Origin of the sequence: Massilia consociata, from assembly GCF_042432755.1 — a bacterium.
In the GTDB taxonomy this organism is placed as follows: domain Bacteria; phylum Pseudomonadota; class Gammaproteobacteria; order Burkholderiales; family Burkholderiaceae_D; genus Telluria; species Telluria consociata.
On sequence record NZ_JBHLWP010000003.1, the window covers coordinates 194,012 to 219,946 of the forward strand.

Sequence of the window (25,935 nt, forward strand, 5' to 3'; positions counted from 1 at the left end):
GGCCGGGGAGGGGAGTCCATGTCTTCATTGACCGTACGCAAACTCGACGTCGACCTGGCGCAGGGCTTCGGCAGGCGCTGGCTGGGCGGCGACGCCTACCGCACCCAGTTCTTCAACGCGCTGTCGATGACCTTCCCGATCGGGGAGCAGATGTTCATCGACAGCCTGCGCGCCATTCCGGACGCGCTACTGGCTGATCCGGTTTTGCGCGCCGAGGTGAAGGATTTCGTCGGGCAGGAAGCGACCCACCGCTACATGCACATCCAGTACAACGCCGAACTGGAGCGGCAAGGACTGTCCTTCGTCACCGAGAAGCGCATCCTGCGGCGGGTGCGCCGGATCGACGGTTTCGGCGTACGCAACCGGGTGGCGATCACCTGTGCGCTGGAGCACTACACCGCGATGCTGGCCGACGGCGTGCTGCGCCACCCCGAGTGGATCGCGGATGCCGAGCCGGCGCTGCGCCGCCTGTGGGAATGGCATGCCGTGGAGGAGCTGGAACACAAGGCCGTCGCGTTCGATGCCTACCGCGCGGCGGGCGGCGGCTACTGGCGCCGGGTGCTGTGGTTCCTCCATGTCAGCCTGGTGTTCTGGTTCGACAATTTCTGGCAGACGGCGCACAACCTGCACCGCGACGGCGCCTTGTGGAAGATCGGCACCTGGGCCAGCGCGGCGCGCACATGGTTCGGGCGGCGCGGGCTGGCCTGGCACATGGCCGGGCCGGTGCTGGCTTATTTCTCGCCATCCTTCCACCCGTGGCAACATGACAACCGGGCGTTGCTCAAAACGTGGCTCGACAGCAACAGCGATGCGTATCGGGCGGTGCGAACGACCGCGCCCTGAGCGGCGAGACGCCATGCTTTGGCCCAGCCGGGTGGCCGGGGCGGACCCGGCGGTGTCATAATGCCGGTATGGAAGGAGAACTCCTGTGATTCGTTATATGGGCACCCGCAAGAACGGCGAAGGGGCGGAACTGTACGTGTTCCTCGTCAACGGCATGCAGAAGGAAGTGCGTGAGCATGCGCTCAAGCAGCATCCCGGCTGCTACGAAGCCCTGCCGGCCTCGGTCAAGGCCAAGATCGCGGCCAACCGCGCCTGGCTTTCCAAACTGTAAACGCATGCGCCTCATTCGCCTGGCGCCGGCCGCCATGCCCGGGCGCACGCTGTTGCCGGCGCTTCTGCTCACGCTTGTGCTCACGCTGCTCGCCACTGCGCTCCCGGCCCGCGCCATGCCCTCCACCTTCGGACCGGTAATCGGCAACGCACTGCTGTGCCGCAGCCATCTCGAGAACCGCTATTTCCACGACTACCTGACGAGCGCCTTCGGCCCGGCCTACAAGCGCGAGGGCGGGGCGTACTGGTTCAGGCCGGAAGCGACGCTGTGGGGCCTGGAGGTCAGGGAAGTGATGGTCAGCGACGACAGCAGCGAGCTGGTGTTCGTCGCGGCCGTGCTCGAAGGCACGCCGGAAGAGCTGGAGGGGGCGGTCCGGGCGGCAACGGGTACCGCGTTCAGGCCGGTCGATGCCTCGGCCTTTCCTTTGCGCGTGTCCAATCCCGGCAGTACGATTGCTTACATGAATGACAAAAGCAAAATATACTGCGCGAAGTTCAAATCGCAGCCGGTCCGCTAGCCACGCCGCATCCGCCCCGCAATATTGCTCATGTATAACCACTACTTCCACCTGACGGGCGCGCCTTTCTCGATCGCCCCGGACCCGCGCTACCTGTTCATGAGCGAGCGGCACCGCGAGGCGTTGGCGCACCTTCTGTACGGGATCGGCAGCGGCGGCGGCTTCGTCCTGCTGACCGGCGAGATCGGCGCCGGCAAGACCACGGTGTGCCGCTGCTTCATCGAGCAGATCCCGGAAAACTGCCGGCTGGCCTACATCTTCAATCCGCGCCTGAACGTCGAGGAACTCCTGCAGAGCATCTGCGACGAACTGCATATCGCGCTGCCGGCGGCGGGCAAGGCGGCGCCGGGCGTGAAAGGCTACGTCGATGCGATCAACCGCTACCTGCTGGCATCGCACGCCCAGGGCCTGAACAACGTGCTCGTGATCGACGAGGCGCAGAACCTGTCGGCCGAAGTGCTGGAGCAGCTGCGCCTGCTGACCAACCTGGAGACGAACGAGCGCAAGCTGCTGCAGATCATCCTGATCGGCCAGCCAGAGCTGCGCGCCATGCTGGCCCGGCCCGAACTCGAGCAACTGGCCCAGCGCGTCATCGCGCGCTATCACCTGGGGCCGCTGTCCGACACCGAAACCGGCGCCTACGTGGCGCACCGGCTGGCGGTGGCGGGAGCGGGCGGGCAGCCATTCCCGGCTTCGCTCACGCCCCAGATCCATGCCTTGACGCACGGCGTGCCGCGCCGCATCAACCTGCTGTGCGACCGCGCGCTGCTCGGCGCCTACGTCGAGAACAGCCCGCAGGTGACGCGCCAGATCCTGAAGAAAGCGGCGGCGGAGGTATTTGCCGGCGAACCGCCGGCGCGCATGCCCTCGCACTTGCCCTCCCATGTCAGGCAGCGCCTGCCGCAGCTGGCCGGCGTGCTGGCGGCGGTGGCGGTGGGGGCGGCTGCCTGGCAGGTGTTGCCGGCGCGCGAAGCCGCGCCGGCGCAGGTGCAGGCAGCGCAGGTTCCCCATGCGGGCGCGGTGCCGGTCTCGCATGCCGCGGCGCCGGCTGCCCCATCGGCGGTGCCGCCGACCCAGGCCAGCGAAGCGAGCGCCCTGCGCGAACTGGCTTCCCTGTGGGGGCAGCCGCTGGCCGGCGACAAGCCCTGCGAGGCGGCGCCGCGCCTGAACCTGCGCTGCCACCAGGGGCGCGGCGGCCTGTACGAACTGCGCCTGCTCGACCGGCCGGCGGTCGTCACGCTGCACGACGGCCCGCGCACCGGCTATGCCGTGCTGACCGCGATGGACGCAAACAGCGTCACCCTGAGCGCGGGAGCGCGGCGCGAACGCATCGACCTGGCGACCTTCGTCAGCCGTTTCGGCGGCGAGTTCACGACTTTCTGGCGCATGCCGCGCGCGTTCCGGGAGCAAGTGTCCGAGGGCGACCGCGGCCCGGACGTGGACTGGCTGGCCTCACGCCTGGCGCAGCTGAACCGGGCGCCGGCGCCGAAGGCCGACCGGCCGCTCGATGCCGGCACGCGCGCATGGCTGCGGCGCTTCCAGACCGCGCAGAACCTGAAAGCGGACGGCGTGGCCGGACCGCGCACCTACATGCGTCTGAACCAGCTCTCCGGCGTGCCCGAGCCGCGCCTGCTGGCAGCCGGGACGGGACAATAAACCATGTCGTACATCCTCGAAGCCCTCAAGAAGGCCCAGGCCGAGCGCCAGCTCGGCAGCGCGCCGACCATCCATGCGCCCATGCCGTCGTATGCGCCGCCGGCTGCCCCGTCCAGCCGCAAGCCGCTGCTGGCGGGACTGGGCGCCGGGGCGGCCGTGGTGGCGCTCGGCGCGGTGTTCCTGATGCGCCAGCCGGCGCCGCCCCCGGCCGTTCCAGGGCCGGCGCAGCAGGTGGCGAGCGCGGCTGTTCCAGGTGCGAGCACGCCGGCCACGCCTGTGCCGGAGGCGCCGGCGGCGCCGGTCGTGGCATCTGCGCCGGAAATGGCCGCGCCCGCTGTCTCCGCGCCGGCCGCGCCTGCTGCGGTGGCCGGTCCAGTCCGTACGGAACCTGCTTCCCTGGCGAAAGCGCCGGCGCCGGTCAAGCCGAAGGAGGCCCCGGTGGCGGAGCCGCCGCGCCGTGCCGATGCGGTCGCGGCCGCATCGGCACGGCCGCGCGCGCCAGCTTCTGCGCCGGCCCCCGCGCCGGCGCCCGAGGCATCCCGTCCGGGCCCGGCCCCGGTCGCGGCGCAGGTCGTGGCGGTTCCGGACGCACCGCCGGCCGCCGTGGCCGCCGCGCCTGTCCAGGCAGCGGACGACAACATCGGCCCGCTCCAGTCGCTGCCCGAGGCGGTGCAGCGCGAGCTCCCGAGGGTCAGCTTCGGCGGCTATATCTATTCGCCCAATCCGGCCGAGCGCCTGCTGCTGGTCGACAAGATGCTGCGCCGCGAAGGCGAGGAAGTCGCCCCTGGCCTGGTGCTGGAGCGCCTGCTGCCGAAAGCGGCCATCATGAATTTCCGTGGCTACCGCTACCGTGTCGCCTACTGAGCCCGGCCCGGTATTGGGGGTGGTCGGCTGGTCCGGCAGCGGCAAGACCTCGCTGCTGGAGCAACTGATCGGGCGGCTGGCGGGGCAGGGGATGCGCGTCAACGTCGTCAAGCACAGCCACCACGACATCGAGCTCGAACCCCCGCGCAAGGACAGCGCCCGCCTGCGCATGGCGGGCGCGGCCGAGGTGATGATTGCCTCGCCGTACCGCGTGGCCATTCTGCACGAACTGCGCGGCGCGGCCGAGCCCGCGTTGGCGGAGCACCTGGCCCGGCTGGCCCCGGCCGACCTGACGCTGGTCGAAGGCTACAAGTGGGAGCGCTTCCCGAAGCTGGAGGTGTACCGGCCGGCGGTGGGCAAGCCGGCACTGTACCCGGACGATGCCGACATCGTCGCGGTGGTGTCGGACGCGCCGCGTCCGGAAGGCCTGGACCGGCTCGCCTGGCTGGACCTGAATGATCCGGATGGAGTGCTTGCATGGTTGAGCCAGTGGATGCGCGAGCGGGCTAAAGTTCCGGCGGGGGTTGCCGTTAAAAGTGGATACGCCTCAATGGGAGAATGACATGGATGTCTCGAGCATTGCCAAGCTGTCCAGCAGCATCGCCGAAACCGGCAACCGCCAGGAAGTCAGCCTGGCCGTTTTCAAGAAGGCCCAGCAGATCCAGGAGGCGACCGCCACCCAGCTGCTCGAGGCGATTCCTGCGGTGCAGCCGGCGAACCTGCCGCCGCATCTGGGAAACAAGATCAACACCACGGCCTGAAGCCAGGCTGATTTCCGCTCATCGAACCTGGGTTCCCGCCTGCGCGGGAACGACGTGCGCGGGCAGCGGGCTTCCCATGCGTTAGCCTGAAGCCGGCGAAGGCGGCGGCGATGCCACCGGCTTCGCTTCCTCCGGTGCGTTGTGCAGCCACAAACGCCAAAACCTCCCGCCTTGCATCTTTCCCCCACCTGATAAATACTGGCGCCTTTCCAGCCCACCGGAGTACCGCATGAGTCACCGCCACGCCCTGATTGCCGCCGCCCTCGCCAGCGTCTGCGCCACCCAAGCCGCCCAAGCCGCCGGTCAGGACCAGATGGGCACGCCGAAAGCCGACCAGGAAACCTGCTACGGCGTCGCCAAGGCCGGCCAGAACGACTGCGGCACCGCGACCCATGGCTGCGCCGGCGCCGCCAGGACCGACAACGACCCGGCCGAGTGGAAGTTCGTCGCCAAGGGGACCTGCACCAAGCTCGGCGGTTCGCTCGAGCCGGGCAAGGCAGGCGATGCCGGCAATGCCGGCAAAACCCAGGCCCAGGCTGTCCAGGCCGAATCGAAGAAGTAATCCATGCGTGTGCCCGGCGCGCCCGTCGGCGCCGGCGTGGGGCTGCGCGCGCCGCACTACCGCGCCTTTCTCGAGCGGCGCCCGGCGGTCGGGTTCCTCGAAGTCCATAGCGAAAATCATCTTGCCCGGGTGGGCTGGGACTGGCACGTGCTCGCCACGCTGCGGCGCGACTACCCGCTCAGCCTGCATGGGGTCGGGCTCGGCCTGGGCTCGGCGCGCGGCTTTTCCGAAGCCCACCTCGAGCGCGTGCGTGCGCTGGTGGAAGCCGTCGATCCTTTCCTCGTTTCCGAACACCTGAGCTGGGGTGCGCTGGCCGACCGCCAGCTCAACGACCTGCTGCCGGTGACGCTCGACGGGGCCATGCTGGCGCTGCTGTGCGAGCGGGTGGACCGCGTGCAAACCTTGCTGCGCCGCCGGCTGCTGGTCGAGAACGTCTCGGCCTACGTGCGCTTTCGTGCCGATACCATGAGCGAGGCCGAGTTTTTGGCCGAACTGGTGCGGCGCACCGGCTGCGGCGTCCTGCTCGACGTGAACAACCTGTACGTCAACCAGCACAACCACGGCGAGGACGCGCTGGCCGCCATTGCGGCGCTGCCGCCGGGAAGCGTCGGCGAAATCCACCTGGCCGGCCATCTCGACACGCCGCTGGCGCTGGTCGACCACCACGGCGCGGCGGTGGCCGAGCCGGTGTGGGCGCTGTACCGCGCCGCGCTGCAGCGCTTCGGGCGGGTGCCGGCGCTCGTCGAATGGGATACCGACGTGCCGCCGCTCGAGCTGCTGCTGGCCGAAGCCGCCAGGGCGGACGCGATCGCGCGCGACTATCCGCTTGCCTGGCCGGTCGTGCCGGCGCGTGCTCCGGTGGCGCGCGGGGCGAACGTGGCGCCGGACCACGGGCTTGCCGCGCTCCAGCAGCAGGTCGGCGATGCGCTGGCCGATCGTGGCCGGGAGCAGGCCCTGCGGCCGTTATTGAAAGACGGGGCAGTGGCGCGCCTGGCGCTCTACCGCGGCAACCTGGTGGCCGGCTGGGAGCGTGCGCTGGCCGACGCCTATCCGGTCGTGCGCCGGCTCGTGGGCGAGGAGTTCTTCGCGGGATTGGCGCGGGCCTACGGCAAGGCCGCGCCCTCGCAGGATCCGGACCTGGCCGGATTCGGCCTGCGCTTGGCCGGCTTCCTGGAAGGCTTCGCCCCGGCGGCCGCGTTTCCCTACCTGCCCGACGTGGCGCGGCTCGAGTGGGCGGTCCACTGCGCGTACCTGGCGCCGGGCCTGGAATCCGGCATCGCGCCGCTGGGCATCGACGTGCTGGCGCAACTGGCGCCGGAAGCGCTCGATGCCGCCCGCTTCACCCTGCACCCGTCCGCGGCCTTGCTGCGCAGCCGCTGGGCGACGGTGCCGCTGTGGCATGCGCATCAGCCGGACGGGCCGGCACTGCCGGCGCGCGTGGACCTGCCGTCGACGGCGCTGGCCGTGCGGCCCGGCTGGCAGGTGGAGGTGGTGGAGCTGGGGGCTTTCGATGCCGCCATGCTGGAACAGCTGGCGGCGGGCGCCACCTTCGGCCAGGCGCTCGATGCGGCGCTGGCGTGTGGTGTGGAGACGCCGGACCTCGGCGCCATGTTGCAGCGCTGGTTCGGGCTTGGCGTCGTCACCGCAATCTCGACAGATTAGGATGTACGCCGGCTGAACCAGCCGGAACGGCTCAGTGGAAAGCGCGCAGGATGCGCTGTTCCCCGGTGCAGTCGTGGAAGCGCTCGTTGGCGGCGCGGGTGGCGGCCATCATGCGCTCGATCTGGGCGTCTTCGAAACGCGCCAGTTCCTCGTTGGCGGCTTCCAGGGCCAGCGCCAGCTTGGCGCGCGCGTTCTGGTACAGCACGCTGGTGTAGTGATCGGTATTCTTGAGCAGTTCTTCCGCGTTTTCGATCACGAGGCGCAGGTCGCCGATCAGCTGTTCCTGCGTCTGTGCGCGGCGGTCCGGGGTTTCCATTGCTTCACCTTTAGCCGTTGATTTCAGTCGTGTCGTGACGATTAAAATATAAACAAGGAAGCCCCGCTCTGTTTGTTAGGGCGCAAACATAAGCCCCCCGCTTTTTCGGCGGGTTCCGGGCTCGTTATTGCACCCGGATCTGCACGTCTCCCACGGTGACCAGCTGGCCGCTGCGGATCTTGGCAGTCTTGCGAAGCTCCTGTTTCCCATCGACCGACACCACGCCGCTGGCAACCATGTTCTTGCCGGCGCCGCCGCTGTCGACCAGGCCGACCAGCTTCAGGAGCTGGTTGACCTCGACGAATTCTGATGTCAAATCGAAAACTATTTTTTGCATTCTATCCTCGGGGTTGGTAAAGGCGGCGTACGATACACGAGGCCGTCTGGTGTGTGCAGATGCCTGGGAAGCTGCGCTCAGTCGACCCGTTCCGGACGGGTCATCTCGATCGGGACGATCCACTGCTCGAACTGCTGCTCGGTGACGAAGCCGGACTGCAGCGCGGCCTGGCGCAGCGTCAGGCCTTCGTGCGATGCCGTCTTGGCGATCTGGGCGGCGCGATCATACCCGATGTGCGGCGCCAGTGCGGTCACCAGCATGAGGGATTTTTCCATCAGCTCGGCGATGCGCGCGTGGTTCGGCTCAATGCCCTGGGCGCAGTGGGTGTCGAAGGAGCGCATGCCGTCGGCCAGCAGGCGGGCACTCTGCAGGAAATTGTGCGCGATCATAGGCTTGAACACGTTCAGCTCGAAGTTGCCCTGCGAGCCCCCGACCGTGATCGCGACGTCGTTGCCGAATACCTGGCAGCACAGCATCGTCAAGGCTTCGGCCTGGGTCGGGTTGACCTTGCCCGGCATGATCGAGCTGCCCGGCTCGTTCTCCGGAATGGTGATCTCGCCCAGGCCCGAGCGCGGTCCCGAGGCCATCCAGCGGATGTCGTTGGCGATCTTCATCAGGGCCGTGGCCAGGGTCTTGAAAGCGCCGTGGGCGAACACCAGCGCGTCGTGCCCCGCGAGCGCCATGAATTTGTTGGGGGCGCTCTTGAATGCCAGCCCGGTGCGCGAGCCGAGTTCGGCCGCGATGCGCGGGGCGAAGTCCGGGTGTGCGTTCAGGCCGGTGCCGACCGCCGTGCCGCCGGCGGCGAGCGCCAGCAGGCCGGGCAGGGTGGCGCGGATCGATTGTTCGGCAAAGTCCAGCTGGGCGACGTAGCCGGAGAATTCCTGGCCCAGCGTCAGCGGGGTGGCGTCCTGCAGGTGGGTGCGGCCGATCTTGACGATGTCGTCGAAGTCGCGCGACTTGCGCAGCAGGGTGGAGCGCAGCTGGGCCAGCGCCGGCAGCACGTCCTGCGCCACGGCGACGGCGGCGGCCACGTGCATGGCGGTGGGGAAGATGTCATTCGAGGACTGGCCCATGTTGACGTGGTCGTTCGGGTGCAGCAGGCGTTTCTCGCCGCGTTCGCCCCCCATCAGCTCGGAACCGCGGTTGGCCAGCACCTCGTTCATGTTCATGTTGCTCTGGGTGCCGGAGCCGGTCTGCCATACGGCGAGCGGGAATTCATCGGGATGGCGGCCTTCCAGGACTTCGTCGGCGGCGCGGATGATGGCTTCGGCCTTGTCGGCGGGCAGCTTGCCGAGCGAGCGGTTGACCGCGGCGGCCGCGCGCTTGACCTGGGCCAGGGCCGCGACCAGTTCGGGCGCCATGCGCTCGGTCGAGATGTGGAAGTGGTGGAGCGAGCGCTGCGTCTGGGCGCCCCAGAGGCGGTCCGCGGGCACCTCGATCGGGCCGAAACTGTCTTTTTCGATCCTGTTTTCCATGGCGTGTCCTTTTTGGCAAGGATGGGAATGATTAAAGAGTTTATCCCAATGTCCGTTATATACGCTTAGGCTATCTTTTCGGCATTCTTATGGCTCCCCGCCTTTCCCTGTTACTGACTTACGCGTTGTTGGCCACCGCATGCGGGCCATCCCAGGCGGCCGAGCTCGGCGAGCCGCGCGTAAGTTCCTTCATCGGGCAGCCGCTGGTGGCCGACATCGAGCTCACGATGCTGGAAGACGCCGCAAGCCCGGTCGGCGTTCGCCTTGCCCATCCGGACGTCTACCGCGGCGCCAGCATCGGCATGCCGCCCGTGCTGTCGACGCTGAACCTGTCCGTCATGCGGCGCGACGGGCGCCAGTTTCTGCACGTGACCTCCTTGCGGCCGGTCGAGTCGCCGCACCTGCACCTGTACCTGGAACTGGCCGACGGCAGCCAGCGCACCGTGCGGCTGGCAACCCTGTGGCTGTCGCCGGACCCGAATCCGGCGCCGGCACCGGCACCCCCACCTGCACCTGCACCTGCACCGGCCTCCGCCCCCGCACCGGTACCCGTCCGGGAGCAGGCGCCGGTCCTGGCCCCGGCGCCCGCCAGGGCGCAGCCCATGGCAGCCGTGCTGCCGCGCAAGGTGCGGGCGCCGGTTCCGGTTCCTGCCCCGGCAGTCGCTCCGGCGCCGAAGGCCGCTGCGCCATTGCCCGCTGCCGGTGGGGCCTGTACGCCGCAGATGCCGCAGCCGCAGCCGGAGGCCGGCGCCTGCGTCGCGCTCGGCGTCAGGAACGCGATGCTGCGCGAGCAACTGGGGCAACTCGAAGACAAGGTCAAGGTGCTGCAGGTGGCCATGGGCGCCGCGCCTGCGTCGGTCGTGCCGCCGCTCAAACCCTACAAGCCGAAGAAGAAAAAGCAGGAGGCAGCGCCCGAGGCCGGCACGCCGTGGCTGCTGGTGGCCGGCGGCGTGGCCGGCGTGCTGGCGCTGCTGGCCGCGCTGGTGGTGGCGCAGCGGCGCAGGAAGACGGGGCGGCCGGCCGTCCCGAAAGCCGGCCTGGGAGCGCGGCTGAAGGCCCGGCTCGGACGCAAGCCGGCGCCGGCGCGGACGGCCGAGCCGGTGCTGGAAGAGGGCGCGCACGAGTCGTCTACACAAGTTTGAGATTTCATATATACTGGATTTGTGGTCGACGAGATCACAGACAGCACAGAGATCTGGCGCAGCCACCACCGATAGCGTGGCGCGGAAAGCAGATGGACGTTGAAGAAACGCCTGTGTTGGAAGCAGCTCGCGGGCCAACTGCGGCAGCGAGCGCCGGGAGCAACCGGCAAGAAGCGACGCCAGGAGATACCTGGTGCTCGCTTTCCCCCCCATTCCGCCCCCGAGCGTCCCGCTCGGTCGCATGTCAAAAGCGCCTTCGGGCGCTTTTGTCTTTTCTGTCCATGGCACGCCGTCGAGATGGCGTCACCGGCATGCGCCATGCATGGGAGCCATCCCGGCCTGCGCCGGACAGGCTACAATCCCGTGCAGCACAGACCCGGACAACATGAAAAACTGGATCAATCGTTTATTGAGCGGCGCGGAGAGCCAGGCCCCGCAGGAGCCCGGTGGCGCGCGCGCCGGCGCCGCGCTGCAGGATGATGCGGCGGACGAGGCCAACGAGGCCAACGAGGCGAATACCGACGTCCTGTATTACCGCTGGCTCACCGGCCCGGCGGCTTTCGACGCGCCGCCCGAGACCGCAGGCTTGATCCTGGAGCAGGTGCGCCAGCTGGCGCAGAATCCGGGTGTCGCCGCCGAACTGGTGCCGCGTGTGCCGGAGCTGATCCCCAAGCTGCTGCGCAGCCTGCGCGACGAGAACGTGACGAGCGCCGAGCTGGCCGGCCAGGTGGCGGAAGACGTGGTGCTGGTCGCCGAAGTGCTGCGCGAAGCGAACAGCGCCTACTACCGTCCGATGACGCCAATCAAGACGTTGGACGCGGCCATCATGCTGCTGGGGCAAAACGGACTGCGCATGCTGCTGGCCCGCGTCGCGTTCCGGCCGGTGATCAGGATGCACGAGGCCGGCTTTGCCCGCCGCGTCGCGCCCCTGCTGTGGAACCATTCGGAGCGCTGCGCCGTTGCCGCCAGCCTGATGGCGCCCGGCCTGACCGCGGATATCTTCGAATCCTGCCTGGCCGGCCTGATGCAGGATGTCGGGCTGATCGTCGCCTTCCGCCTGGCCGACCGCATCTGCCAGAACGGCAAGGTGCCCGATTCCAGTGCGTTCGGGCTCGATCTGATGGCGCACAGCCGGCAGCTGTCGGCGGCGATCGCCGCCTACTGGGATTTCCCCGAGAATGTCTCCGACGCCATCGCCCAGGCAGGCAATCCGGACGGTTCCGCCCTGGCGCAGGCGCTCGCACAGGGCGACCATATCGCCAAGCTGCGGCTGCTGATCGATGCCGGCGTGCTGCCCGAAGACGATCCGCTCGTTTCGAACGGGCTGAACAGTTTCCAGCGCCGTTGCCTCGGCAAGTTGAGCAACCTGGACCAGTAGCGTGGGCGGCTCTACCGACAGCGCGAGCAAGCCAGTACGCCAGCGCCGCCCACGCGTTCAACCGGCCGTGACATCACCGCAATAGATGCGTGATTGAAACAAAAAAGGCGCCCGCAGGCGCCTTCGTCATGTTCCCCGATTAATCAGTGCGCGCACAGCGCGCGGTCCAGCTGGCCCATCCAGGGCTCGGTCACCTCGCGGATGGCGCGGTCGTTGGCCATCAGTTGCTTGATCAGGTCGATCTTGCGCTGGCGCTTGGCGCCGTCCAGAGCCGGCACGCCGCCGATCGACGCGCCCGCAGCCACGCTGGCCTGCACGTTGAGCTTGTCGAACCCGGTCCAGTCGCCCGCCTGCGCCGCGGTCTTCATCTGGCCAGTCAGGCCGGCGAGATGTTCGTACATCGGAAGGACGTCGTTCGAGGTCATGTCAGCACCAAGGCATTCACCCAGGCCGGATTGCCGGGTATCTAAAGCATTTACGGATGGGTTTCCGGGAACTTTAGGGTTCTGGATAAATTTTTTTGAACTTTTTTCACTCGGGATGAATATTGTTAATCTTGCATGATCAAACCGCCATGCACCGTCCCGCATGCTTCCCGCCAATCCCCCGATTCAGCAGTTCGGCCGCGTTTTTTGCAGTTTGTCGCAATGTGGGCGCGTGCGGCTTAGGGCTTGCTTAGAGTGCGTGCTGGGTTGCCACGCCAACCGACCAATAAAAACAGATGCCGAGAAAGAGACTTATGAGACACATGCCAGTCGCCCGGGCCGCCGCCGCGGTCGCCTTTGCGCTGGGCGCCGGGACGGCGCAGGCGGAGGCGCCGTTTTCGTTCGCGGCCACGCCGGGCAAGCTGCCGAAGAATGTGATTCCGCTGCAGTACACCGCGCACATCGTGCCGGACGTGGCGGCCAATGCCTTCCGCGGCAGCCAGAGCGTCGAGATCGATGTCCTGGCTCCGACCTCGACGATCATGCTCAACGCCGACAACCTGCAGATTGACGCCGCCACGCTCAGCGGCAGGGGCATCGACAGGCTGGCCCTGGCCCCGGTCCTCGACAAGGCGCAGCAGACCCTGCGCTTCGACCTGCCCCAACCGCTGGCGCCCGGCAAGTACACGCTGGCGCTGCAGTTCCGCGGCCAGATCAACCGCGAGGGGCGCGGCCTGTTCTACGTGAACTACAAAGCCGGGGGCCGCGACAAGAAGCTGATCGCCACCACCATGGCGCCGACCGATGCGCGCCGCATGCTGCCGACCTGGGACGAGCCGGCCTTCCGCGCCCGCTTCAAGCTGACGGTCGACGTCCCGGGCAACTTCACGGCCTATTCGACGACCCCGGTCGAGAAGCGCGAGGCGCTCCCGGGCGGCATGCAGCGCGTCACCTTCGGCAACACGCCGAAGATGCCGAGCTACCTGGTGGTGCTGGTGGCGGGGGAACTCGAACGCCTCGCGGGCAGGCAGGACGGGGTCGACATCGGTATCGTCACCACCGAAGGCAAGCTCGGTTCGGCTGCCTTCCCGCTGGCCGCCACGCGCGACCTGCTGCATTACTTCAATAATTACTTCGGCATTCCGTACCCATTGCCCAAGCTCGACCAGATCGCGATTCCCGGCGGCTTCAACGGGGCGATGGAGAACTGGGGCGCGGTGGTGTACAACGAGACGACCCTGCTGTACGACCCGAAGAAGAGCCCGGACCGGGTCAAGAAACTTACCTTCAGGATCAATGCGCACGAAATGGCGCACCAGTGGTTCGGCAACCTGGTCACGATGGCATGGTGGGACAACCTGTGGCTCAACGAGGGTTTCGCGTCCTGGATGGGGGCCAAGGCCACCCAGCACTTCCATCCGGAATGGCGTCCCTACCTGGACGGCATCGCCGAGCGCGAACACGTGATGAACCTCGACGCGCGCAAGACCACGCACCCGATCCAGACCCCGATCGAGACCGAGGAGCAGGCCGCGTCCGCGTTCGACGCGATCACCTATCTGAAGGGGCAGGCGTTCCTGCGCATGCTCGAGGCCTACCTGGGCGAGGACGCCTTCCGCAAGGGCATGCGCGCCTACATGGACAAGCACCAGTACTCGAATACCACGTCGAGCGACCTGTGGGCGGCGCTCGAGAAGGCATCCGGCAAGCCGGTCGGCAAGCTGGCGTCCGACTGGACCCTGCAGCCCGGCTTTCCGCTCATCAAGGTCGAGCAGGCCTGCGAGGGCGGCAAGCGCAAGGTCACGCTGTCGCAGGAGCAGTACCGCCTGGACGAGCCGGCCAGGGAAAAACGCCTGTGGAACGTGCCGCTGCAGGTCGGCACCGTCAACGGCAAGGCCTGGTACTCGCTGCTGTCGGGCCCGAGCATGACCATCCAGCAGGGCAGTTGCGACGGCGGCACCCTGGTGGTAGACCCCTACAGCGTGGGTTACTTCCGCGTCCAGTACGATCCGGCCAGCTTCCGCGCGCTCGCCGGACAGGCGCCGCGCCTGCCGGACAGCACCCGTCTCAAGCTGCTCACCGACACCTGGAGCTTCGTCTCGGCCGGCCGCATGCGGCTGGACGGCTACCTGGACCTGGTGCGCAAGTACGGGGACGAGCCTCGCCCGGCCGTGTGGGAATCGATCCTGTCGAACCTGCGCACGCTCGACTCGCTGGCGCGCGGCGAGCCGGAGCAGGCCGCGATCCGGCGCTTCCTGGTCGATTTTGCGCGCCCGAAGTTCGAGCAGCTCGGCTGGGAGGAGAAACCGGGCGAGAGCGCCGAGGACAGCCAGTTGCGCGGCATGCTGGCGGGCGCGCTGGCGCGTGCCGGCGACCGCCAGGCGATCGAAGAGGGGCGCGCGCGCTTTGCGCGCTTCCTGGAGGACCCGGCCTCGGTGCCGCCGTCGATGATCGACTTCGTCATCGGCACCGCCGGCCGCCATGCCGATGCCACCACCTACGACGCGCTGGCCGCCCGCGCCGCGAACGCCCCCAACAGCGAAGAGCGCAACCGCTTCGGCCGCGCGCTCGCCAGCGCCCAGGACCCGGCGTTGGCCGCGCGCACGCTGCAGTTGCTGCTGGCGCCGGGCACCCCGCCAGACCTGATGCCCTACATCATGGGCGGCGTCGCCGGCGAACACCTCGACCTGGCATGGAACTTTGCCGTCGCGCACCGTACGGCGCTGCTGGACAACATGGAAGCCCTTGGCCGCAACACTCTGTTCGCCGGCATCGTGGCCTCCTCGAGCAATCCGGCGCACGCCGACATGATGGAAGCGTACATGCGCAAGAACTTCGGTCCGGACGGCGTTGTCGAAGCCGAGCGCGTCGGCAACGGCGTGCGCATCCGGGCCCAGCAGAAGGCGCGCCTGCTGCCGCAGGTACGCACGGCGTTCGAATAAGACGATGCAGGCAATCCGCCATACCCGAATCAACCCACCAGGAGAGAAGGGAAGCCATGAAGACCAGCTGGACTCCGATCAGGACTGCCGTCATCCTGGCGCTGTGCGGCGCAACGTTTGCCTTCGCACCGGCCCAGGCGGCCGGTCAGGCGGCCGCTGCCGGCGCTGGCACCAACGCCAGCGCCAGCGCCAGCGGCACGGCCCCGGCAAGACCGGCCGGCGCCGTCGTGCTGCCGGGCGACGACTTCTACGCCTGGGCCAATGGCGAGTGGATGGCCACGACCGAGATCCCGGCCGACCGCGGCTCCTGGGGCGCGATGTACGCGCTGGCCGAGGAGAGCAACGCCCGCATCGCCAGGCTGATCGAGGAAGCGGCCGCGGACAAGTCGGCCGGCGCCGAGGCGCGCAAGGTGACCGACTTCTACAACGCGTACATGAACGAAGCCGGCATCGAAGCGGCCGGCCTGTCGGCGCTCAAGCCGCGCCTGGCGAAAATCGAAGCCGTCAAGACCCGCGCCGACCTGTCGCGCGTGCTGGGCGAGTTCCTGCGCGCCGACGTCGACCCGCTGAACATGACCAACTTCAACACCCCGAACCTGTTCGGTGTGTGGATCAACCAGGACCTGGCCGACCCCTCGCGCAATGTCCCCTACCTGCTGCAGGGCGGCCTTGGCATGCCGGACCGCGCCTACTACCTCGACAACAGCCCGCGCATGAACGAACTGCGCGGCAAGTACCAGCAGTACATCGTGGCCATGCTCGAGCTGGCCGGCTACGACAATCCGGCGCAGCGCGCCGCGAAGATCTTCGCGCTCGAATCCGAACTGGCCCAAAGCCACGCCAGCCGGGAAGAGTCCGCCGACATCCAGAAGGCCAACAACCACTGGACCATGAAGGATTTCGCGGCAAAGGCGCCGGGCATGGACTGGAACGCCTTCATGAAGGGCGCGCGCCTCGCCGGGCAGGACCGCTTCATCGCCTACCACCCGGGCGCACTCAAGGGCGCCGCCGAGCAGGTAGCCGCGACCGACCTGGCGACCTGGAAGGACTACCTGGCCTTCCACAGCCTGAACCAGTTCGCCAATACGCTGCCGAAGGCCTATGCCGACCTGCGCTTCGCGTTCTACGGCAAGGGCCTGACCGGCTCGCCGCAGCAGTCGCCACGCTGGAAGCGGGCGCTGGCAGCCACCAATGGCGCGCTGGAAGACGCCGTCGGCAAGATGTACGTCGCGAAATATTTCCCGGCCGGGCACAAGGTGCACATCCAGAAGATGGTCGCCAACATCAAGGACGCCTTCGCACGCCGCATCGACAAGCTCGACTGGATGGCGCCGTCCACCCGTGCCCAGGCCAAGGAAAAAGTGCGCACGATGTACGTGGGCGTCGGTTATCCGGATACCTGGAAGTCGTACGAGGGGCTGGTGGTGTCACCAACCGATGCCTTGGGCAACGTGATGCGCGCGCAGGAGTTCCACTACACCCGGCAACTCTCCAAGCTGAAACAGAAGCCGAAGAAGACCGACTGGGCCATGCCGGCGCAGCTGGTCAACGCGCTCAACCTGCCGCTGCAGAACGCACTGAACTTCCCGGCCGCGATCCTGCAGCCGCCGTTCTACGACCCGAAGGCGTCCGACGCCCGGAACTACGGTGCGATCGGCTCGGTGATCGGCCATGAGATCAGCCACAGCTTTGACGACATGGGCGCCCAGTTCGATGCCCGGGGCCGCCTGCGCGACTGGTGGACGAAGGAGGACCTGGCGCACTTCAGGAAGGCGTCGCAAAAGCTGGTCGAGCAGTACAACGCCTACAAGCCCTTCGAGGACCTGGCCGTCAACGGTAAGCTGACGCTGAGCGAGAACCTGTCCGACCTGGCCGGCCTGGCGGCGGCCCACGACGCCTTCAAGGCCTCGCCAGGCGGCAAGGGCAGCGGCGTCGAAGCCGACCGCGCGTTCTTCACCGGCTTCGCGCGCAGCTGGCGCACCAAGATGCGCGAAGCCTCGCTGCGCCGCACCGTCCTGACCGACAGCCATGCCCCGGGCCAGTACCGCACCTACACCGTGCGCAACCTGGACGCCTGGTACGAGGCGTTCGATGTGCGGCCGGGGCAGCAGCTGTACCTGGCGCCAGGGGAGCGGGTTCGCGTTTGGTAAAGAAAGCTGGGAGCCGTAAATAGGCGAACAGTGCAAGCTGCACGCCAGCGCCAACTTGCACCCGCTACCGCAGGGCGTCGCTCCTGAAAAGCGTTGTGTCACCTGCCGCCGCGCGGCCCGGCCGAACCGTACGCCGCCCCTGTCCCATTCATGGCGATAATCGGCCCATGAACCCGCACACCGACATGAGCCCCGACGACATCGCCCACCGCACGCTGGCGAACTACCACCGCACCGCCGACGCCTTCTTCGCCGGCACGATCAACCACGACGTCAGCCAGAACATCGACGCGCTGCTCTCGGCCATCGAGGCCCGGGCGCCGTACACGATCCTCGACCTCGGCTGCGGCCCCGGGCGCGACCTCAAGACCTTCACCCGGCTCGGCCACCGGGCCATCGGCCTGGACGGCTGCCCGCGCTTTGCCGAGATGGCGCGGGCCTACAGCGGCTGCGAGGTCTGGCACCAGGAATTCCTGCACCTCGACCTGCCCGAAGCCATGTTCGACGGCATCTTTGCCAATGCCTCGCTGTTCCATGTGCCGAGCAGCGAGCTGCCGGGCGTGCTGGCGCAGCTGCGCGCCGCCCTGAAACCCGGCGGCGTGCTGTTCAGCTCGAATCCGCGCGGCGAGAACGAAGAAGGCTGGCACGGCGCCCGCTACGGCACGTTCTACGACTACGACATGTGGGAGTTCTACCTGACCGACGCCGGCTTCTTGCCTCTGCGCCATTACTACCGCCCCGAGGGTCTGCCACGCGAACAGCAGCCCTGGCTGGCGAGCGTCTGGCGCAAGCCGGTCGAATCCCTTGGTTAGCCAGCGAACAGAATGAGACGGCGACCGGGGCTATGGTGGGGCTTCGATTCAACCACAGACGAGGTGCCGAAATGAACGACGATCAAGTCAAGGGCAAGGCCAAGGACATTGGCGGCAAGATCCAGGAGAAAGTCGGCGAAGCCGTCGGCAACCGCCAGGCCCAGCGCGAAGGCGTATCGAACCAGGCCGAGGGCAAGGTCCAGGAAAAGCTCGGAGATGTGAAAGACATCTTCAAAGGGAACAACTGAGTTCCCACGCTGTCTGACAGCAGAAAAGCCGCGCATTGCGCGGCTTTTTCATTGTTGGGCTGCCTTACCCCGGCTTGGGCTTCTGGGCCGGCCGGTCGCCCAGCACGTCTTCGATGTACAGCATCTTGACCAGCACGGCGAGGGCTGCGGCCAGCGGTGTCGCCAGCGCCACCCCGGCAAAACCGAACAGGGTGCCGAACACCAGCTGCATGACGATGACCAGGGCCGGCGGCAGGTCCACCGCCCTGGCTTCGATCAGCGGCTGCAGCACATAGCCTTCGACCAGCTGGATGCCGACGAACAGCAGCACGGTGTACAGCGCCAGCTCCGGACTGATCGACAATGCCAGGAGCACGGCCGGTATGCCGGCCATGATGGGGCCGAGGTAGGGGATGAAGTCGAGCAGGCCGGCAATGATGCCGAGTATCAGCGCCAGCGGCACGCCCAGCATGGAGAGGCCGATCGAGGTGACGACGCCGACGATCAGCATCGAGGCGGCCTTGCCGAGCAGCCAGTTGGCCAGGGTATGCCCCAGTTCCTGCTGCACTTCGCGCGCGCGCGGACGCCGGCTTTGCGGCACCAGACGGATCAGGCCGCTGGTGTAGAGCTGCGGCGAGGTGGCGAAATAAATGCCGACGAACAGGATGATGACGACATTGCCGATCGCGCCCAGCACGCCGCCGAAGAACAGGCCGGCGTTCGGCACCATGTCGCCCATCTGCTTGACGATCTGCTCGGGGGGCGGCAGTTCCGACGCAATCCGCTTGAGCAGCGGATGTTGCTGCACTGCGGTTTGCAGGCGCTCGACGGCGGCCGGAATCTCCTGCGCCAGCCTGCTCGATTGCTCGGCAATCTGCGGCGCCATGGCCCAGCCGCCCAGGCCGATGACGAGCGCCAGCGCGCCGACGACCATGGCCAGCGCAAGCTTGCGGCGCATGTGGAAGCGCCGTGCCAGGATCTCGCTCAGCTTGTAGAGCAGGATGGCGCACAGGATGCAGGCGAAGACCAGCAGCAGCGCGTTGGCGGCCAGCACGACGGCTGCGGCGCCCGCGATGAACAGGACCGCGATGCCGTTGACCATCGTGACGCGGCGCGCGAGGCGGCGCTGGGTTTGCGGCAGGTCGGCTGTGTGTTCTTGATGTTGTTGATCCATGGCGTACCCCTTGGGCGGCGTGGCCGAATTGACAAAAGATTAGCATTCGCTGCTGAAAAACGTCGCGCGGCAGATGCTTTTTGTGCAATGTTAGGGTCCGAACAGAAGGCCTGGATGCGCTCCTGTAATCTGTAGTCATGCATGGCCATCCGGGCATGTTTTCTTAAAGGAGAAGACCATGAACAAGGACCAAGTCAAAGGCACGCTCAAGGACATCGGCGGCAAGATCCAGGAAGAATTTGGTGATGCGATCGACAGCCCGGAGCAGGAAGCCAAGGGCCTGAAAAACCAGGTGGAAGGCAAGACCCAGAAGAAGCTGGGCGATGTGCGCGAAGCGCTGGATGACGCCACCACGACGACCACCCGTCGTCATTGATTCGCTGGTTCAGCGATGAGTCGCAGCCGCCCGAGGGCGGCTGTTGTCGTGTACGGAGGCTGTGCTGCGGAATTGGGTTCGGCCTGCGCCGGAACGACGGTTTTACGGATAGTGAATGTTGTATTGCCAACTTTCAGCCCGCACTCTCGGCACGTCATCCCGGCGAAGCCCGAATCCCATTCCTTGGATAGCAAAAAACAAGAAAACAGCCGCCCGAAGGCGGCTGTTCCGTCAGCAGAAAAACAGGCTTACTGCGCCGCCGTCCCGCCCAGGTTCTTCTTGTAGAACGCCTCGATCAGCCCATACACGTGGCGCTGGTTGACCTTGCCCGAGATGCCGTGCTTGGCGCCCGGGTAGGTCATCAGGTCGAACTGCACGTTGCGCTTGACGAGTTCGTCGATCAGGCGGGTAGTGTTGGTAAACAGCACGTTGTCGTCCGCCATGCCGTGGATCAGGAGCAGCTTCGACTTCATGCCGTCCAGGTGCGCGAACACGCCGCTGCGCTCGTAGGCGGCCGGAGCCGACTTCGGCGTGCCGCCGACGTAGCGTTCGGTGTAGTGGGTGTCGTACAGCGCCCAGTCGGTCACCGGGGCCACCGAGACGCCCATCGCGATCTTGTCCGAGGCCGCGGCCAGCAGGCGCAAGGTCATGAAGCCGCCGTAGCTCCAGCCGAATACGCCGATGCGCTTCGGATCGACGAAGCTCTGCTGGGCCAGCCAGTCGATGCCGGTGATCTGGTCTTCCACTTCGACCGAGCCGAGGTTGCCGTAGAGGGCGTCGGTGAAGGCGCGCTCGCGGCGGCCCGAGCCGCGGTTATCCAGGCGGAACACCACGAAGCCCTGCTGCGCCATGTACTGGTCGAAGTAGTTGCCCCAGGCGCGGGTCACGCGCTGCGAGTGCGGGCCGCCATAGGTGAACAGGAACACCGGATAGCGCTTGTTCGGGTCGAAATCGGCGGGCTTGATGATCGAATAATGCAGGGTCTGGCCGTCCTTGGCTTTCATCGTGCCGTACTCGGTGGTCAAGTGGTCCGGCAGGTATTTCGCGTACGGGTGGTTGGCGTTCAGCTCGTTCTTCTCGAGCCATTCCACCATCGTGCCGTCGGCGCGGCGGATCGACACCTGCGGCGGGGTGCGCGGGTTCGAATAGGTGTCCACGAAAATCTTGCCGTTGCCCGCAAACGCCGCCTCGTGCCAGCCGTCGCCGCTGGTGATGCGCACCGGATTGGCGGCATTGCTGCCGTCGAGTTTCAGGGCATAGGTCTGCTTGTCGATCACGGCGTCCTTGTTGGACGACACATACACCCGGCCGCCGGCTTCGTCGACCGCCAGGATGTTGTCCACGCCCCATTCGCCCTTCGACAGCGGATACTGGAGCTTGCCGTCCAGGCCGTACAGGTAGAGGTGCTTGCGGCCGCTGCGCTCCGAGGCCCAGATGAAGGCCTTCTTGTTCTTCAGGAAGCGCAGGTCGTTGTGGACTTCGACCCAGGTTGCCGAGGTTTCCGTGAACAGCGGGCGCTGGGCCAGGGTGGCGACGTCCACGGCCACCAGGTCGAGGCGCTTCTGGTCGCGCGACTGGCGCTGGTAGACCAGGGTCCTGGCGTCGGCGCTGAAGTCGGCGCGCACCAGGTAGATGTCCTTCTCGGCGCCGAGGTCGATCCTCCGCTGCTGGCCGGTGGCCGGGTTGACGATCATCAGCTCGATCAGCACGTTCGGATCGCCTGCGGCCGGGTAGTGCTGGTCGATCACTTCGGTGCGGTCGGCGAAGATCTCGAAGCGGCGCACGACCGGGACCGGTTTTTCATCATAGCGGCGGTAGGCGATCGCGGAATCGTCCGGCGCCCAGTAGTAGCCGGTGTGCTGGTCCATCTCTTCCTGCGCGACGAACTCGGCCTCGCCGTTGTGGATGGTGCCCTTGCCGTCGGTCGTCAGCTGGCGCTCGGCGCCGGTCTGCAGGTCGATCACGACCAGGTTCTGGTCGCGCACGAAGGAGACGTAGCGGCCCTTCGGCGAAATCTTCGGGTCGGTCACGTTGCCCGACGCCACCTTGCGCGGGGCGTCCGGTTTGGCGGCATCGACCAGGTACAGGTCGCCGCCGATCGGCACCAGGAGCTGCTTGCCGTCCGGCGACCAGTTATACGTGATGATGCCCGACAGGCCGGCGGTACGCGCACGCTCGCGGCGCGCCTTCTCCTCGAGCGACAGTTCCTCGTTCGGGACCAGGCGCTTGGAATCGACAAGACGCTGGGTGGTCTTGTTCTTCATGTTGTATTCCCACAGGTCCAGCTGGTACTGGTTGTCGGCACGGCCGCGCAGGAAGGTGACGCGTTCGCCGTCCGGCGACACGCGCAGGCTGCGCACGCCGGGCCCGGCCAGGGCCGGGTCGCCGTAGATGCGGTCCAGCGTCAGGCGTTCGGCCGAAGCGGGAGCGGCCGCGAGGGCGGCCAGGAGATACAGGAGAGGGCGCATGAAATGTCTCTGGTATATAAGTTAATTTGCGACAACTGCGGAACGATACCAGAGACCGCCCTGAAAAGCTGTAATTACGTCTGCATGCTGTGCCGATGCGTCCCTTGACGCGCTGCGCCCTCGCGAATGCGCTGGCGCGCCAGTTTCTCGAACGACCAGGTCAGCAGCACGGCCGCCACCGTCAGCGCCACGACCAGCCCGATCCAGAAGCCGGTGGTCGACATCGGCGCATCCGGCGTCCAGGGGAACCACCCCGGGGCCAGCCCCAGGATGCAGCCCAGCGGCAGCGAAATGCCCCAGAACGCGAGCAGCTGGATGATCATCGGCGGCCGCGTGATCTGGTAGCCGCGGATCGCCGAGGCGGTGGCCACCTGGGTGGCGTCGGACAGCTGGAACAGCGCCGCGAACAGCAGCAGGTGGGCGCAGGCGGCCTGCACCGCCGGGTCGGAGGTGTAGGCGGCCGCGATCTCCCAGCGGAAGATGGCGATGAACAGCGCCGACAGCGCGCCGAACGCCACCGACATGCCCACGCCGACCCAGCCGACGAAGCGGGCGCGCTGCGGGTTGCCTTCCCCCATGGCCTGGCCGACGCGGGTCATCATGCCGATCGAAAAGCTGAGCGGCACCATGAAGACCAGCGAGGCGAAGTTCAGCGCGACCTGGTGCGAGGACACGGCCACGACGCCGAAGCGCGCCACCAGCAAGCTGATCAGCCCGAAGGCGCTGACTTCCGCGAAATAGGTGACCCCGATCGGCAGGCCGAGGCGCAGCATCGCACCGATCGCTTTCCAGTCCGGGCCTTCCCACACGGTGAAAGGATAGGTCATGCGGTAGGCGGGCGCATACTTGACCCAGGCGATCACCGCGCCCAGCATCAGCCACATGCCTGCTGCGGTTGCCACCGCGCAGCCGACCGCCCCCATTTGCGGAAATCCCCAGTTGCCGTACACCAGCAGCCAGTTCACGAACACGTTGAAAACGCAGCCGAAGATGGCGATCCACATGATCGGCTTGGTCTGGTTGATGCTCGTACTGTAGCCATACAATGCGCGGAAGCAGGCGAAGGCCGGCATACCGAGGCTGGCCACGTGCAGGTACAGGGCGGCGCGGCCGGCAACTTCCTTGTCGAGGCCGACATGGCCGAACAGCAGCGTGCACAGGTTGGCGAACAGGCAGGCGACCAGGCCGACCAGCAGGCCCTTCCACATTGCCTGGCGTACCGAATGCGGGACCTTGTCGTGGCGCGCGGCGCCGATCTCGTGCGCCACGACCGTGTTAATCGCCATCATGGTTCCCATCACGGTCACCAGCACGATCGACCACACCGAGGTGCCGAGCGACACGGCGGCCAGTTCCTCGGCACTGACGTGGCCGGTCATCGCCACGTCGGCCACCCCCATGCCCACGGTCGCAAGCTGGCCGACCAGCATCGGCCAGGACAGGCGCCACAGCGTGGCGATTTCGGTACGGACGGGAGCGGCGGCCGCGGCGGAGGCGGCAGGGGTGGTGGCGGTCATGGCAGGCGATGCGTTGATGCGGGAAAGCCCGCCATTGTACTGACGAACCGACAAGCTTGCGTCGGCCGGGCCGTGCCGTGCACGTTTGCGGCAGGGACATGCCGATTGGGTTGCTCATCGGTTCTTGAGCCTTCGCAAGATCAGCTGCGCAAAACTGCACGACCTTAAAGTGTCGCGACAAACGTGTCGACGAGCGTGTCATGAGAGGAGGGCGCCATGGAAGAACTGTTGCCGTACTACGAGCGCGAACTGGTGTACCTGAACACGGTCGGGCGCGAACTGGCGAACACCTATCCGCGCCTGGCGGGCGAGCTCGGCATCGGCGCAGACGGCAGCGAAGACCCGCACATCCGGCGCCTGATCCAGGCCTGCGCCCTGCTCAATGCGCGTACCGCCAAGAAGCTCGACGACGACTACCCCGAGTTCACCGAAGCGCTGCTGGGCAGCCTGTATCCCTACTTCCTGCAGGGAATCCCCTCGTGCTCGATCGTGCGCGTGGGCGACGGGCAGGAGCCGCACGGGGCCGGGGCCAAGGGCGAGTGCCTGCAGACGGTGCCGCGCGGCACCGAGATGAGCGTCTTGCACGGCAAGGGCACGGCCTGCCGCTTCCGCACCGCCAGTCCGCTCACGATGGCGCCGGTCGGTGTCGCGCGGGCGCGTTACGAGCCGGTCGTGCATGCGCCCGCCCACGTGCGCCTGCCGGCGCGGGCGACCGGGCAGGTCGCCATCACGATCGACAGCGCGACGCCGGTCCGGCTGCTGCACCAGCTCGGCATGCCGCGCCTGCGCGTGTATGTCGACGCCGACCCGTCACTGGGAGCGGCGCTGATCGACACCCTGTTCATGCGGGTATGCGCCAGCTATATCGAGATCGGCGACGGCGGCGCCTGGCGCCAGCTGGAGCACATGCCGCTGGCGCTCGGCGGCTTCGGCGACGACGACGCCCTGGTGCCATTGCGCACGCACGAGCATGGCGCCTACCGGCTGCTGAGCGAATACTTCGCCTTCCCGGAAAAATTCCATTTCATCGACATCGACCTGTCCCGGCTGGCGCCGATGCTGCCGGCCGCCGCGCACCGCTTCACCCTGCATCTGGTGGTGAACGGACTGCATGGGGATACCAAGGCCGCCCGGCTGCTCGGTACCCTGGCCGCGCCGCATCTCCTGAGCGGGTGCGCGCCGGTCGTCAACCTGTTCCGGCAAGCGGCCATGCCGGTGCGCATCACGCAGCGCACGGCGATGTACGATGTCGTGCCCGGGCGGCACGAGGACGATGTCGAGGTGTACAGCATCGACGAGGTCAAGGTGTTGCGCACGGTGGAGGGAAGGGTGCAGGCTGTCGAGTACCGCCCCTACTATGGCCTGCGCCACGGCGAAGGCGGCGAGCTGCGCGAGCGCTATTGGTTCGCGCGGCGCGACGACCGCGGCGTGCTGCGCCACCGCATGAAGATCGGCTTTACCGACGCCGGCTTTCCCCTCGCGCACGATGAACAATGCGTCGCTTCGATCGAGCTGACCTGTACCAACGGCGCGCACGCGACCACGGCCGGCTTCGGCGCGCCGGGCGGCGACATGATGAGCGAGACGGCCACCGGCGGACTGCCGATCCACCTGTTGCGCAAACCGACCCAGCCGCACCGGTTTCCCTCCTCGGGCGGGGCGCAGTGGCGGCTGGTGGCGCAGCTCGCGCTCAACCACCGCTCGCTGGGCGACCTCGACGCCTTCCGCGAAGTGCTGACCCTGTACGACGTGTCGCGCTCGGCCGTCACGCAGCGCCAGATCGCCGGCATCACCGGCCTGGAGACCCTGCCGTCCACCGCTTGGATCCGCAATGCGATCGGCGCCACGCTGGTGCATGGCACGGAGGTGCGCATGATCGTCGACGAAGAGGCCTTCGCCGGCACCAGCCTGTACGTGTTTGCCGAGGTGGTGAACCGGTTCTTCGGCCTGTACGTGCACATCAACAGTTTCACCCGGCTGGTGGTCCGCTCGAGCCAGTCCGACAGGGAACTGCTGCGGTGCGCGCCCCGCAACGGCAGCCTGACCCTGGTGTGATTCCG

At 67.3% G+C, this 25,935-nt stretch carries 24 protein-coding genes; 17 read left to right on the plus strand and 7 right to left on the minus strand.

Annotation, left to right across the window (positions count from 1 at the left end; all coding sequences use genetic code 11):
• The first annotated feature begins 18 nt into the window (after window positions 1–18).
• The 9 genes from ACFFJK_RS02460 (at window position 19) to bufB (ending at window position 7,136) form a co-directional block, all read left to right on the plus strand.
• Window positions 19–843: a metal-dependent hydrolase gene (locus ACFFJK_RS02460; protein ID WP_379677499.1), complete on the plus strand. Its 825-nt coding sequence runs from the start codon at window positions 19–21 to the stop codon at window positions 841–843.
• 85 nt (window positions 844–928) lie between these two features.
• A complete protein-coding gene (locus ACFFJK_RS02465) occupies window positions 929–1,114 on the plus strand; it encodes a hypothetical protein (protein WP_379677500.1) in 186 nt (61 codons plus the stop codon).
• Between the two features lie 4 nt (window positions 1,115–1,118).
• Entirely contained in the window at window positions 1,119–1,631 is a 513-nt protein-coding gene (locus ACFFJK_RS02470) for a hypothetical protein (protein ID WP_379677501.1), read from the plus strand.
• A 30-nt stretch (window positions 1,632–1,661) separates the two neighbouring features.
• Window positions 1,662–3,287 carry an AAA family ATPase gene (locus ACFFJK_RS02475; RefSeq protein ID WP_379677502.1) on the plus strand — a complete coding sequence of 542 codons (1,626 nt, stop codon included), beginning with the start codon at window positions 1,662–1,664 and terminating at the stop codon, window positions 3,285–3,287.
• A gap of 3 nt (window positions 3,288–3,290) precedes the next feature.
• Window positions 3,291–4,151: a general secretion pathway protein GspB gene (locus tag ACFFJK_RS02480; RefSeq protein ID WP_379677503.1), complete on the plus strand. Its 861-nt coding sequence runs from the start codon at window positions 3,291–3,293 to the stop codon at window positions 4,149–4,151.
• Window positions 4,117–4,713, plus strand: coding sequence for a molybdopterin-guanine dinucleotide biosynthesis protein B (mobB, locus tag ACFFJK_RS02485; RefSeq protein WP_379677657.1), 597 nt, complete (start codon window positions 4,117–4,119; stop codon window positions 4,711–4,713). Before ACFFJK_RS02480 ends, mobB begins: the two co-directional genes overlap by 35 nt.
• A 1-nt stretch (window position 4,714) precedes the next feature.
• Window positions 4,715–4,912, plus strand: coding sequence for a YjfB family protein (locus tag ACFFJK_RS02490; RefSeq protein ID WP_379677504.1), 198 nt, complete (start codon window positions 4,715–4,717; stop codon window positions 4,910–4,912).
• Window positions 4,913–5,141: 229 nt separating this feature from the next.
• Window positions 5,142–5,474 (plus strand): BufA1 family periplasmic bufferin-type metallophore, encoded by a 333-nt coding sequence (locus ACFFJK_RS02495; RefSeq protein WP_379677505.1) that lies wholly within the window; start codon window positions 5,142–5,144, stop codon window positions 5,472–5,474.
• Window positions 5,475–5,477: 3 nt separating this feature from the next.
• On the plus strand, window positions 5,478–7,136 hold the full coding sequence (gene bufB / locus ACFFJK_RS02500) for an MNIO family bufferin maturase (protein ID WP_379677506.1): 1,659 nt from the start codon (window positions 5,478–5,480) through the stop codon (window positions 7,134–7,136).
• Between the two features lie 31 nt (window positions 7,137–7,167).
• Here the strand turns inward: bufB and ACFFJK_RS02505 are convergent, their stop codons facing one another.
• The 3 genes from ACFFJK_RS02505 to fumC form a co-directional block, all read right to left on the minus strand.
• Window positions 7,168–7,452 (minus strand): DUF883 family protein, encoded by a 285-nt coding sequence (locus ACFFJK_RS02505; protein WP_379677507.1) that lies wholly within the window; start codon window positions 7,450–7,452, stop codon window positions 7,168–7,170.
• 124 nt (window positions 7,453–7,576) lie between these two features.
• On the minus strand, window positions 7,577–7,789 hold the full coding sequence (locus ACFFJK_RS02510; protein WP_379677508.1) for an RNA-binding S4 domain-containing protein: 213 nt from the start codon (window positions 7,787–7,789) through the stop codon (window positions 7,577–7,579).
• A 77-nt stretch (window positions 7,790–7,866) separates the two neighbouring features.
• Window positions 7,867–9,264 (minus strand): class II fumarate hydratase, encoded by a 1,398-nt coding sequence (gene fumC / locus ACFFJK_RS02515; RefSeq protein ID WP_379677509.1) that lies wholly within the window; start codon window positions 9,262–9,264, stop codon window positions 7,867–7,869.
• Window positions 9,265–9,389: 125 nt separating this feature from the next.
• On the opposite strand from fumC, the gene ACFFJK_RS02520 reads away from it, so the two are divergent.
• On the plus strand, window positions 9,390–10,406 hold the full coding sequence (locus tag ACFFJK_RS02520) for a type IV pilus assembly protein FimV (protein WP_379677510.1): 1,017 nt from the start codon (window positions 9,390–9,392) through the stop codon (window positions 10,404–10,406).
• Window positions 10,407–10,791: 385 nt separating this feature from the next.
• Complete coding sequence (locus tag ACFFJK_RS02525; RefSeq protein WP_379677511.1) at window positions 10,792–11,784, plus strand: HDOD domain-containing protein; 993 nt, start codon at window positions 10,792–10,794, stop codon at window positions 11,782–11,784.
• A 143-nt stretch (window positions 11,785–11,927) separates the two neighbouring features.
• On the opposite strand, the gene ACFFJK_RS02530 is transcribed toward ACFFJK_RS02525, so the two are convergent.
• Window positions 11,928–12,209 (minus strand): flagellar protein FliT, encoded by a 282-nt coding sequence (locus ACFFJK_RS02530; RefSeq protein ID WP_379677512.1) that lies wholly within the window; start codon window positions 12,207–12,209, stop codon window positions 11,928–11,930.
• Window positions 12,210–12,532: 323 nt separating this feature from the next.
• Here ACFFJK_RS02530 and ACFFJK_RS02535 point away from each other — a divergent pair, with 323 nt between their 5' ends.
• The 4 genes from ACFFJK_RS02535 to ACFFJK_RS02550 all read left to right on the plus strand — a co-directional run bounded on the left by ACFFJK_RS02535 (window position 12,533) and on the right by ACFFJK_RS02550 (window position 18,361).
• Complete coding sequence (locus ACFFJK_RS02535; protein ID WP_379677513.1) at window positions 12,533–15,151, plus strand: M1 family metallopeptidase; 2,619 nt, start codon at window positions 12,533–12,535, stop codon at window positions 15,149–15,151.
• A gap of 56 nt (window positions 15,152–15,207) precedes the next feature.
• Window positions 15,208–17,301, plus strand: coding sequence for a M13 family metallopeptidase (locus ACFFJK_RS02540; protein ID WP_379677514.1), 2,094 nt, complete (start codon window positions 15,208–15,210; stop codon window positions 17,299–17,301).
• 185 nt (window positions 17,302–17,486) lie between these two features.
• Window positions 17,487–18,113, plus strand: coding sequence for a class I SAM-dependent methyltransferase (locus tag ACFFJK_RS02545; protein ID WP_379677658.1), 627 nt, complete (start codon window positions 17,487–17,489; stop codon window positions 18,111–18,113).
• Between the two features lie 71 nt (window positions 18,114–18,184).
• The gene (locus ACFFJK_RS02550; RefSeq protein WP_379677515.1) at window positions 18,185–18,361 is read left to right on the plus strand and encodes a CsbD family protein; all 177 of its coding nucleotides are present in this window, start codon (window positions 18,185–18,187) and stop codon (window positions 18,359–18,361) included.
• 64 nt (window positions 18,362–18,425) lie between these two features.
• Here ACFFJK_RS02550 and ACFFJK_RS02555 read toward each other — a convergent pair whose 3' ends face one another.
• On the minus strand, window positions 18,426–19,514 hold the full coding sequence (locus ACFFJK_RS02555) for an AI-2E family transporter (protein WP_379677516.1): 1,089 nt from the start codon (window positions 19,512–19,514) through the stop codon (window positions 18,426–18,428).
• A gap of 178 nt (window positions 19,515–19,692) precedes the next feature.
• On the opposite strand from ACFFJK_RS02555, the gene ACFFJK_RS02560 reads away from it, so the two are divergent.
• Window positions 19,693–19,890: a CsbD family protein gene (locus tag ACFFJK_RS02560; protein WP_379677517.1), complete on the plus strand. Its 198-nt coding sequence runs from the start codon at window positions 19,693–19,695 to the stop codon at window positions 19,888–19,890.
• Window positions 19,891–20,138: 248 nt separating this feature from the next.
• Here the strand turns inward: ACFFJK_RS02560 and ACFFJK_RS02565 are convergent, their stop codons facing one another.
• Both ACFFJK_RS02565 and ACFFJK_RS02570 read right to left on the minus strand, forming a co-directional pair.
• Window positions 20,139–22,358, minus strand: a complete 2,220-nt coding sequence (locus ACFFJK_RS02565) for a S9 family peptidase (RefSeq protein WP_379677518.1) — start codon at window positions 22,356–22,358, stop codon at window positions 20,139–20,141.
• 74 nt (window positions 22,359–22,432) lie between these two features.
• Entirely contained in the window at window positions 22,433–23,875 is a 1,443-nt protein-coding gene (locus ACFFJK_RS02570; protein WP_379677519.1) for an MATE family efflux transporter, read from the minus strand.
• A 216-nt stretch (window positions 23,876–24,091) separates the two neighbouring features.
• On the opposite strand from ACFFJK_RS02570, the gene tssF reads away from it, so the two are divergent.
• Entirely contained in the window at window positions 24,092–25,930 is a 1,839-nt protein-coding gene (gene tssF / locus ACFFJK_RS02575) for a type VI secretion system baseplate subunit TssF (RefSeq protein ID WP_379677520.1), read from the plus strand.
• Window positions 25,931–25,935 lie beyond the last annotated feature (5 nt).

Excerpts from the sequence above, each read along its gene's own strand:
- ACFFJK_RS02460 (WP_379677499.1), top strand. The coding sequence starts at position 19 with ATGTCTTCATTGACCGTACGCAAACTCGACGTCGACCTGGCGCAGGGC.
- ACFFJK_RS02470 (WP_379677501.1), top strand. The coding sequence starts at position 1,119 with ATGCGCCTCATTCGCCTGGCGCCGGCCGCCATGCCCGGGCGCACGCTG.
- ACFFJK_RS02475 (WP_379677502.1), top strand. The coding sequence starts at position 1,662 with ATGTATAACCACTACTTCCACCTGACGGGCGCGCCTTTCTCGATCGCC.
- ACFFJK_RS02480 (WP_379677503.1), top strand. The coding sequence starts at position 3,291 with ATGTCGTACATCCTCGAAGCCCTCAAGAAGGCCCAGGCCGAGCGCCAG.
- ACFFJK_RS02490 (WP_379677504.1), top strand. The coding sequence starts at position 4,715 with ATGGATGTCTCGAGCATTGCCAAGCTGTCCAGCAGCATCGCCGAAACC.
- ACFFJK_RS02495 (WP_379677505.1), top strand. The coding sequence starts at position 5,142 with ATGAGTCACCGCCACGCCCTGATTGCCGCCGCCCTCGCCAGCGTCTGC.
- bufB (WP_379677506.1), top strand. The coding sequence starts at position 5,478 with ATGCGTGTGCCCGGCGCGCCCGTCGGCGCCGGCGTGGGGCTGCGCGCG.
- ACFFJK_RS02505 (WP_379677507.1), bottom strand. The coding sequence starts at position 7,452 with ATGGAAACCCCGGACCGCCGCGCACAGACGCAGGAACAGCTGATCGGC.
- ACFFJK_RS02510 (WP_379677508.1), bottom strand. The coding sequence starts at position 7,789 with ATGCAAAAAATAGTTTTCGATTTGACATCAGAATTCGTCGAGGTCAAC.
- fumC (WP_379677509.1), bottom strand. The coding sequence starts at position 9,264 with ATGGAAAACAGGATCGAAAAAGACAGTTTCGGCCCGATCGAGGTGCCC.
- ACFFJK_RS02525 (WP_379677511.1), top strand. The coding sequence starts at position 10,792 with ATGAAAAACTGGATCAATCGTTTATTGAGCGGCGCGGAGAGCCAGGCC.
- ACFFJK_RS02530 (WP_379677512.1), bottom strand. The coding sequence starts at position 12,209 with ATGACCTCGAACGACGTCCTTCCGATGTACGAACATCTCGCCGGCCTG.
- ACFFJK_RS02535 (WP_379677513.1), top strand. The coding sequence starts at position 12,533 with ATGCCAGTCGCCCGGGCCGCCGCCGCGGTCGCCTTTGCGCTGGGCGCC.
- ACFFJK_RS02540 (WP_379677514.1), top strand. The coding sequence starts at position 15,208 with ATGAAGACCAGCTGGACTCCGATCAGGACTGCCGTCATCCTGGCGCTG.
- ACFFJK_RS02545 (WP_379677658.1), top strand. The coding sequence starts at position 17,487 with ATGAGCCCCGACGACATCGCCCACCGCACGCTGGCGAACTACCACCGC.
- ACFFJK_RS02550 (WP_379677515.1), top strand. The coding sequence starts at position 18,185 with ATGAACGACGATCAAGTCAAGGGCAAGGCCAAGGACATTGGCGGCAAG.
- ACFFJK_RS02555 (WP_379677516.1), bottom strand. The coding sequence starts at position 19,514 with ATGGATCAACAACATCAAGAACACACAGCCGACCTGCCGCAAACCCAG.
- ACFFJK_RS02560 (WP_379677517.1), top strand. The coding sequence starts at position 19,693 with ATGAACAAGGACCAAGTCAAAGGCACGCTCAAGGACATCGGCGGCAAG.
- ACFFJK_RS02565 (WP_379677518.1), bottom strand. The coding sequence starts at position 22,358 with ATGCGCCCTCTCCTGTATCTCCTGGCCGCCCTCGCGGCCGCTCCCGCT.
- ACFFJK_RS02570 (WP_379677519.1), bottom strand. The coding sequence starts at position 23,875 with ATGACCGCCACCACCCCTGCCGCCTCCGCCGCGGCCGCCGCTCCCGTC.
- tssF (WP_379677520.1), top strand. The coding sequence starts at position 24,092 with ATGGAAGAACTGTTGCCGTACTACGAGCGCGAACTGGTGTACCTGAAC.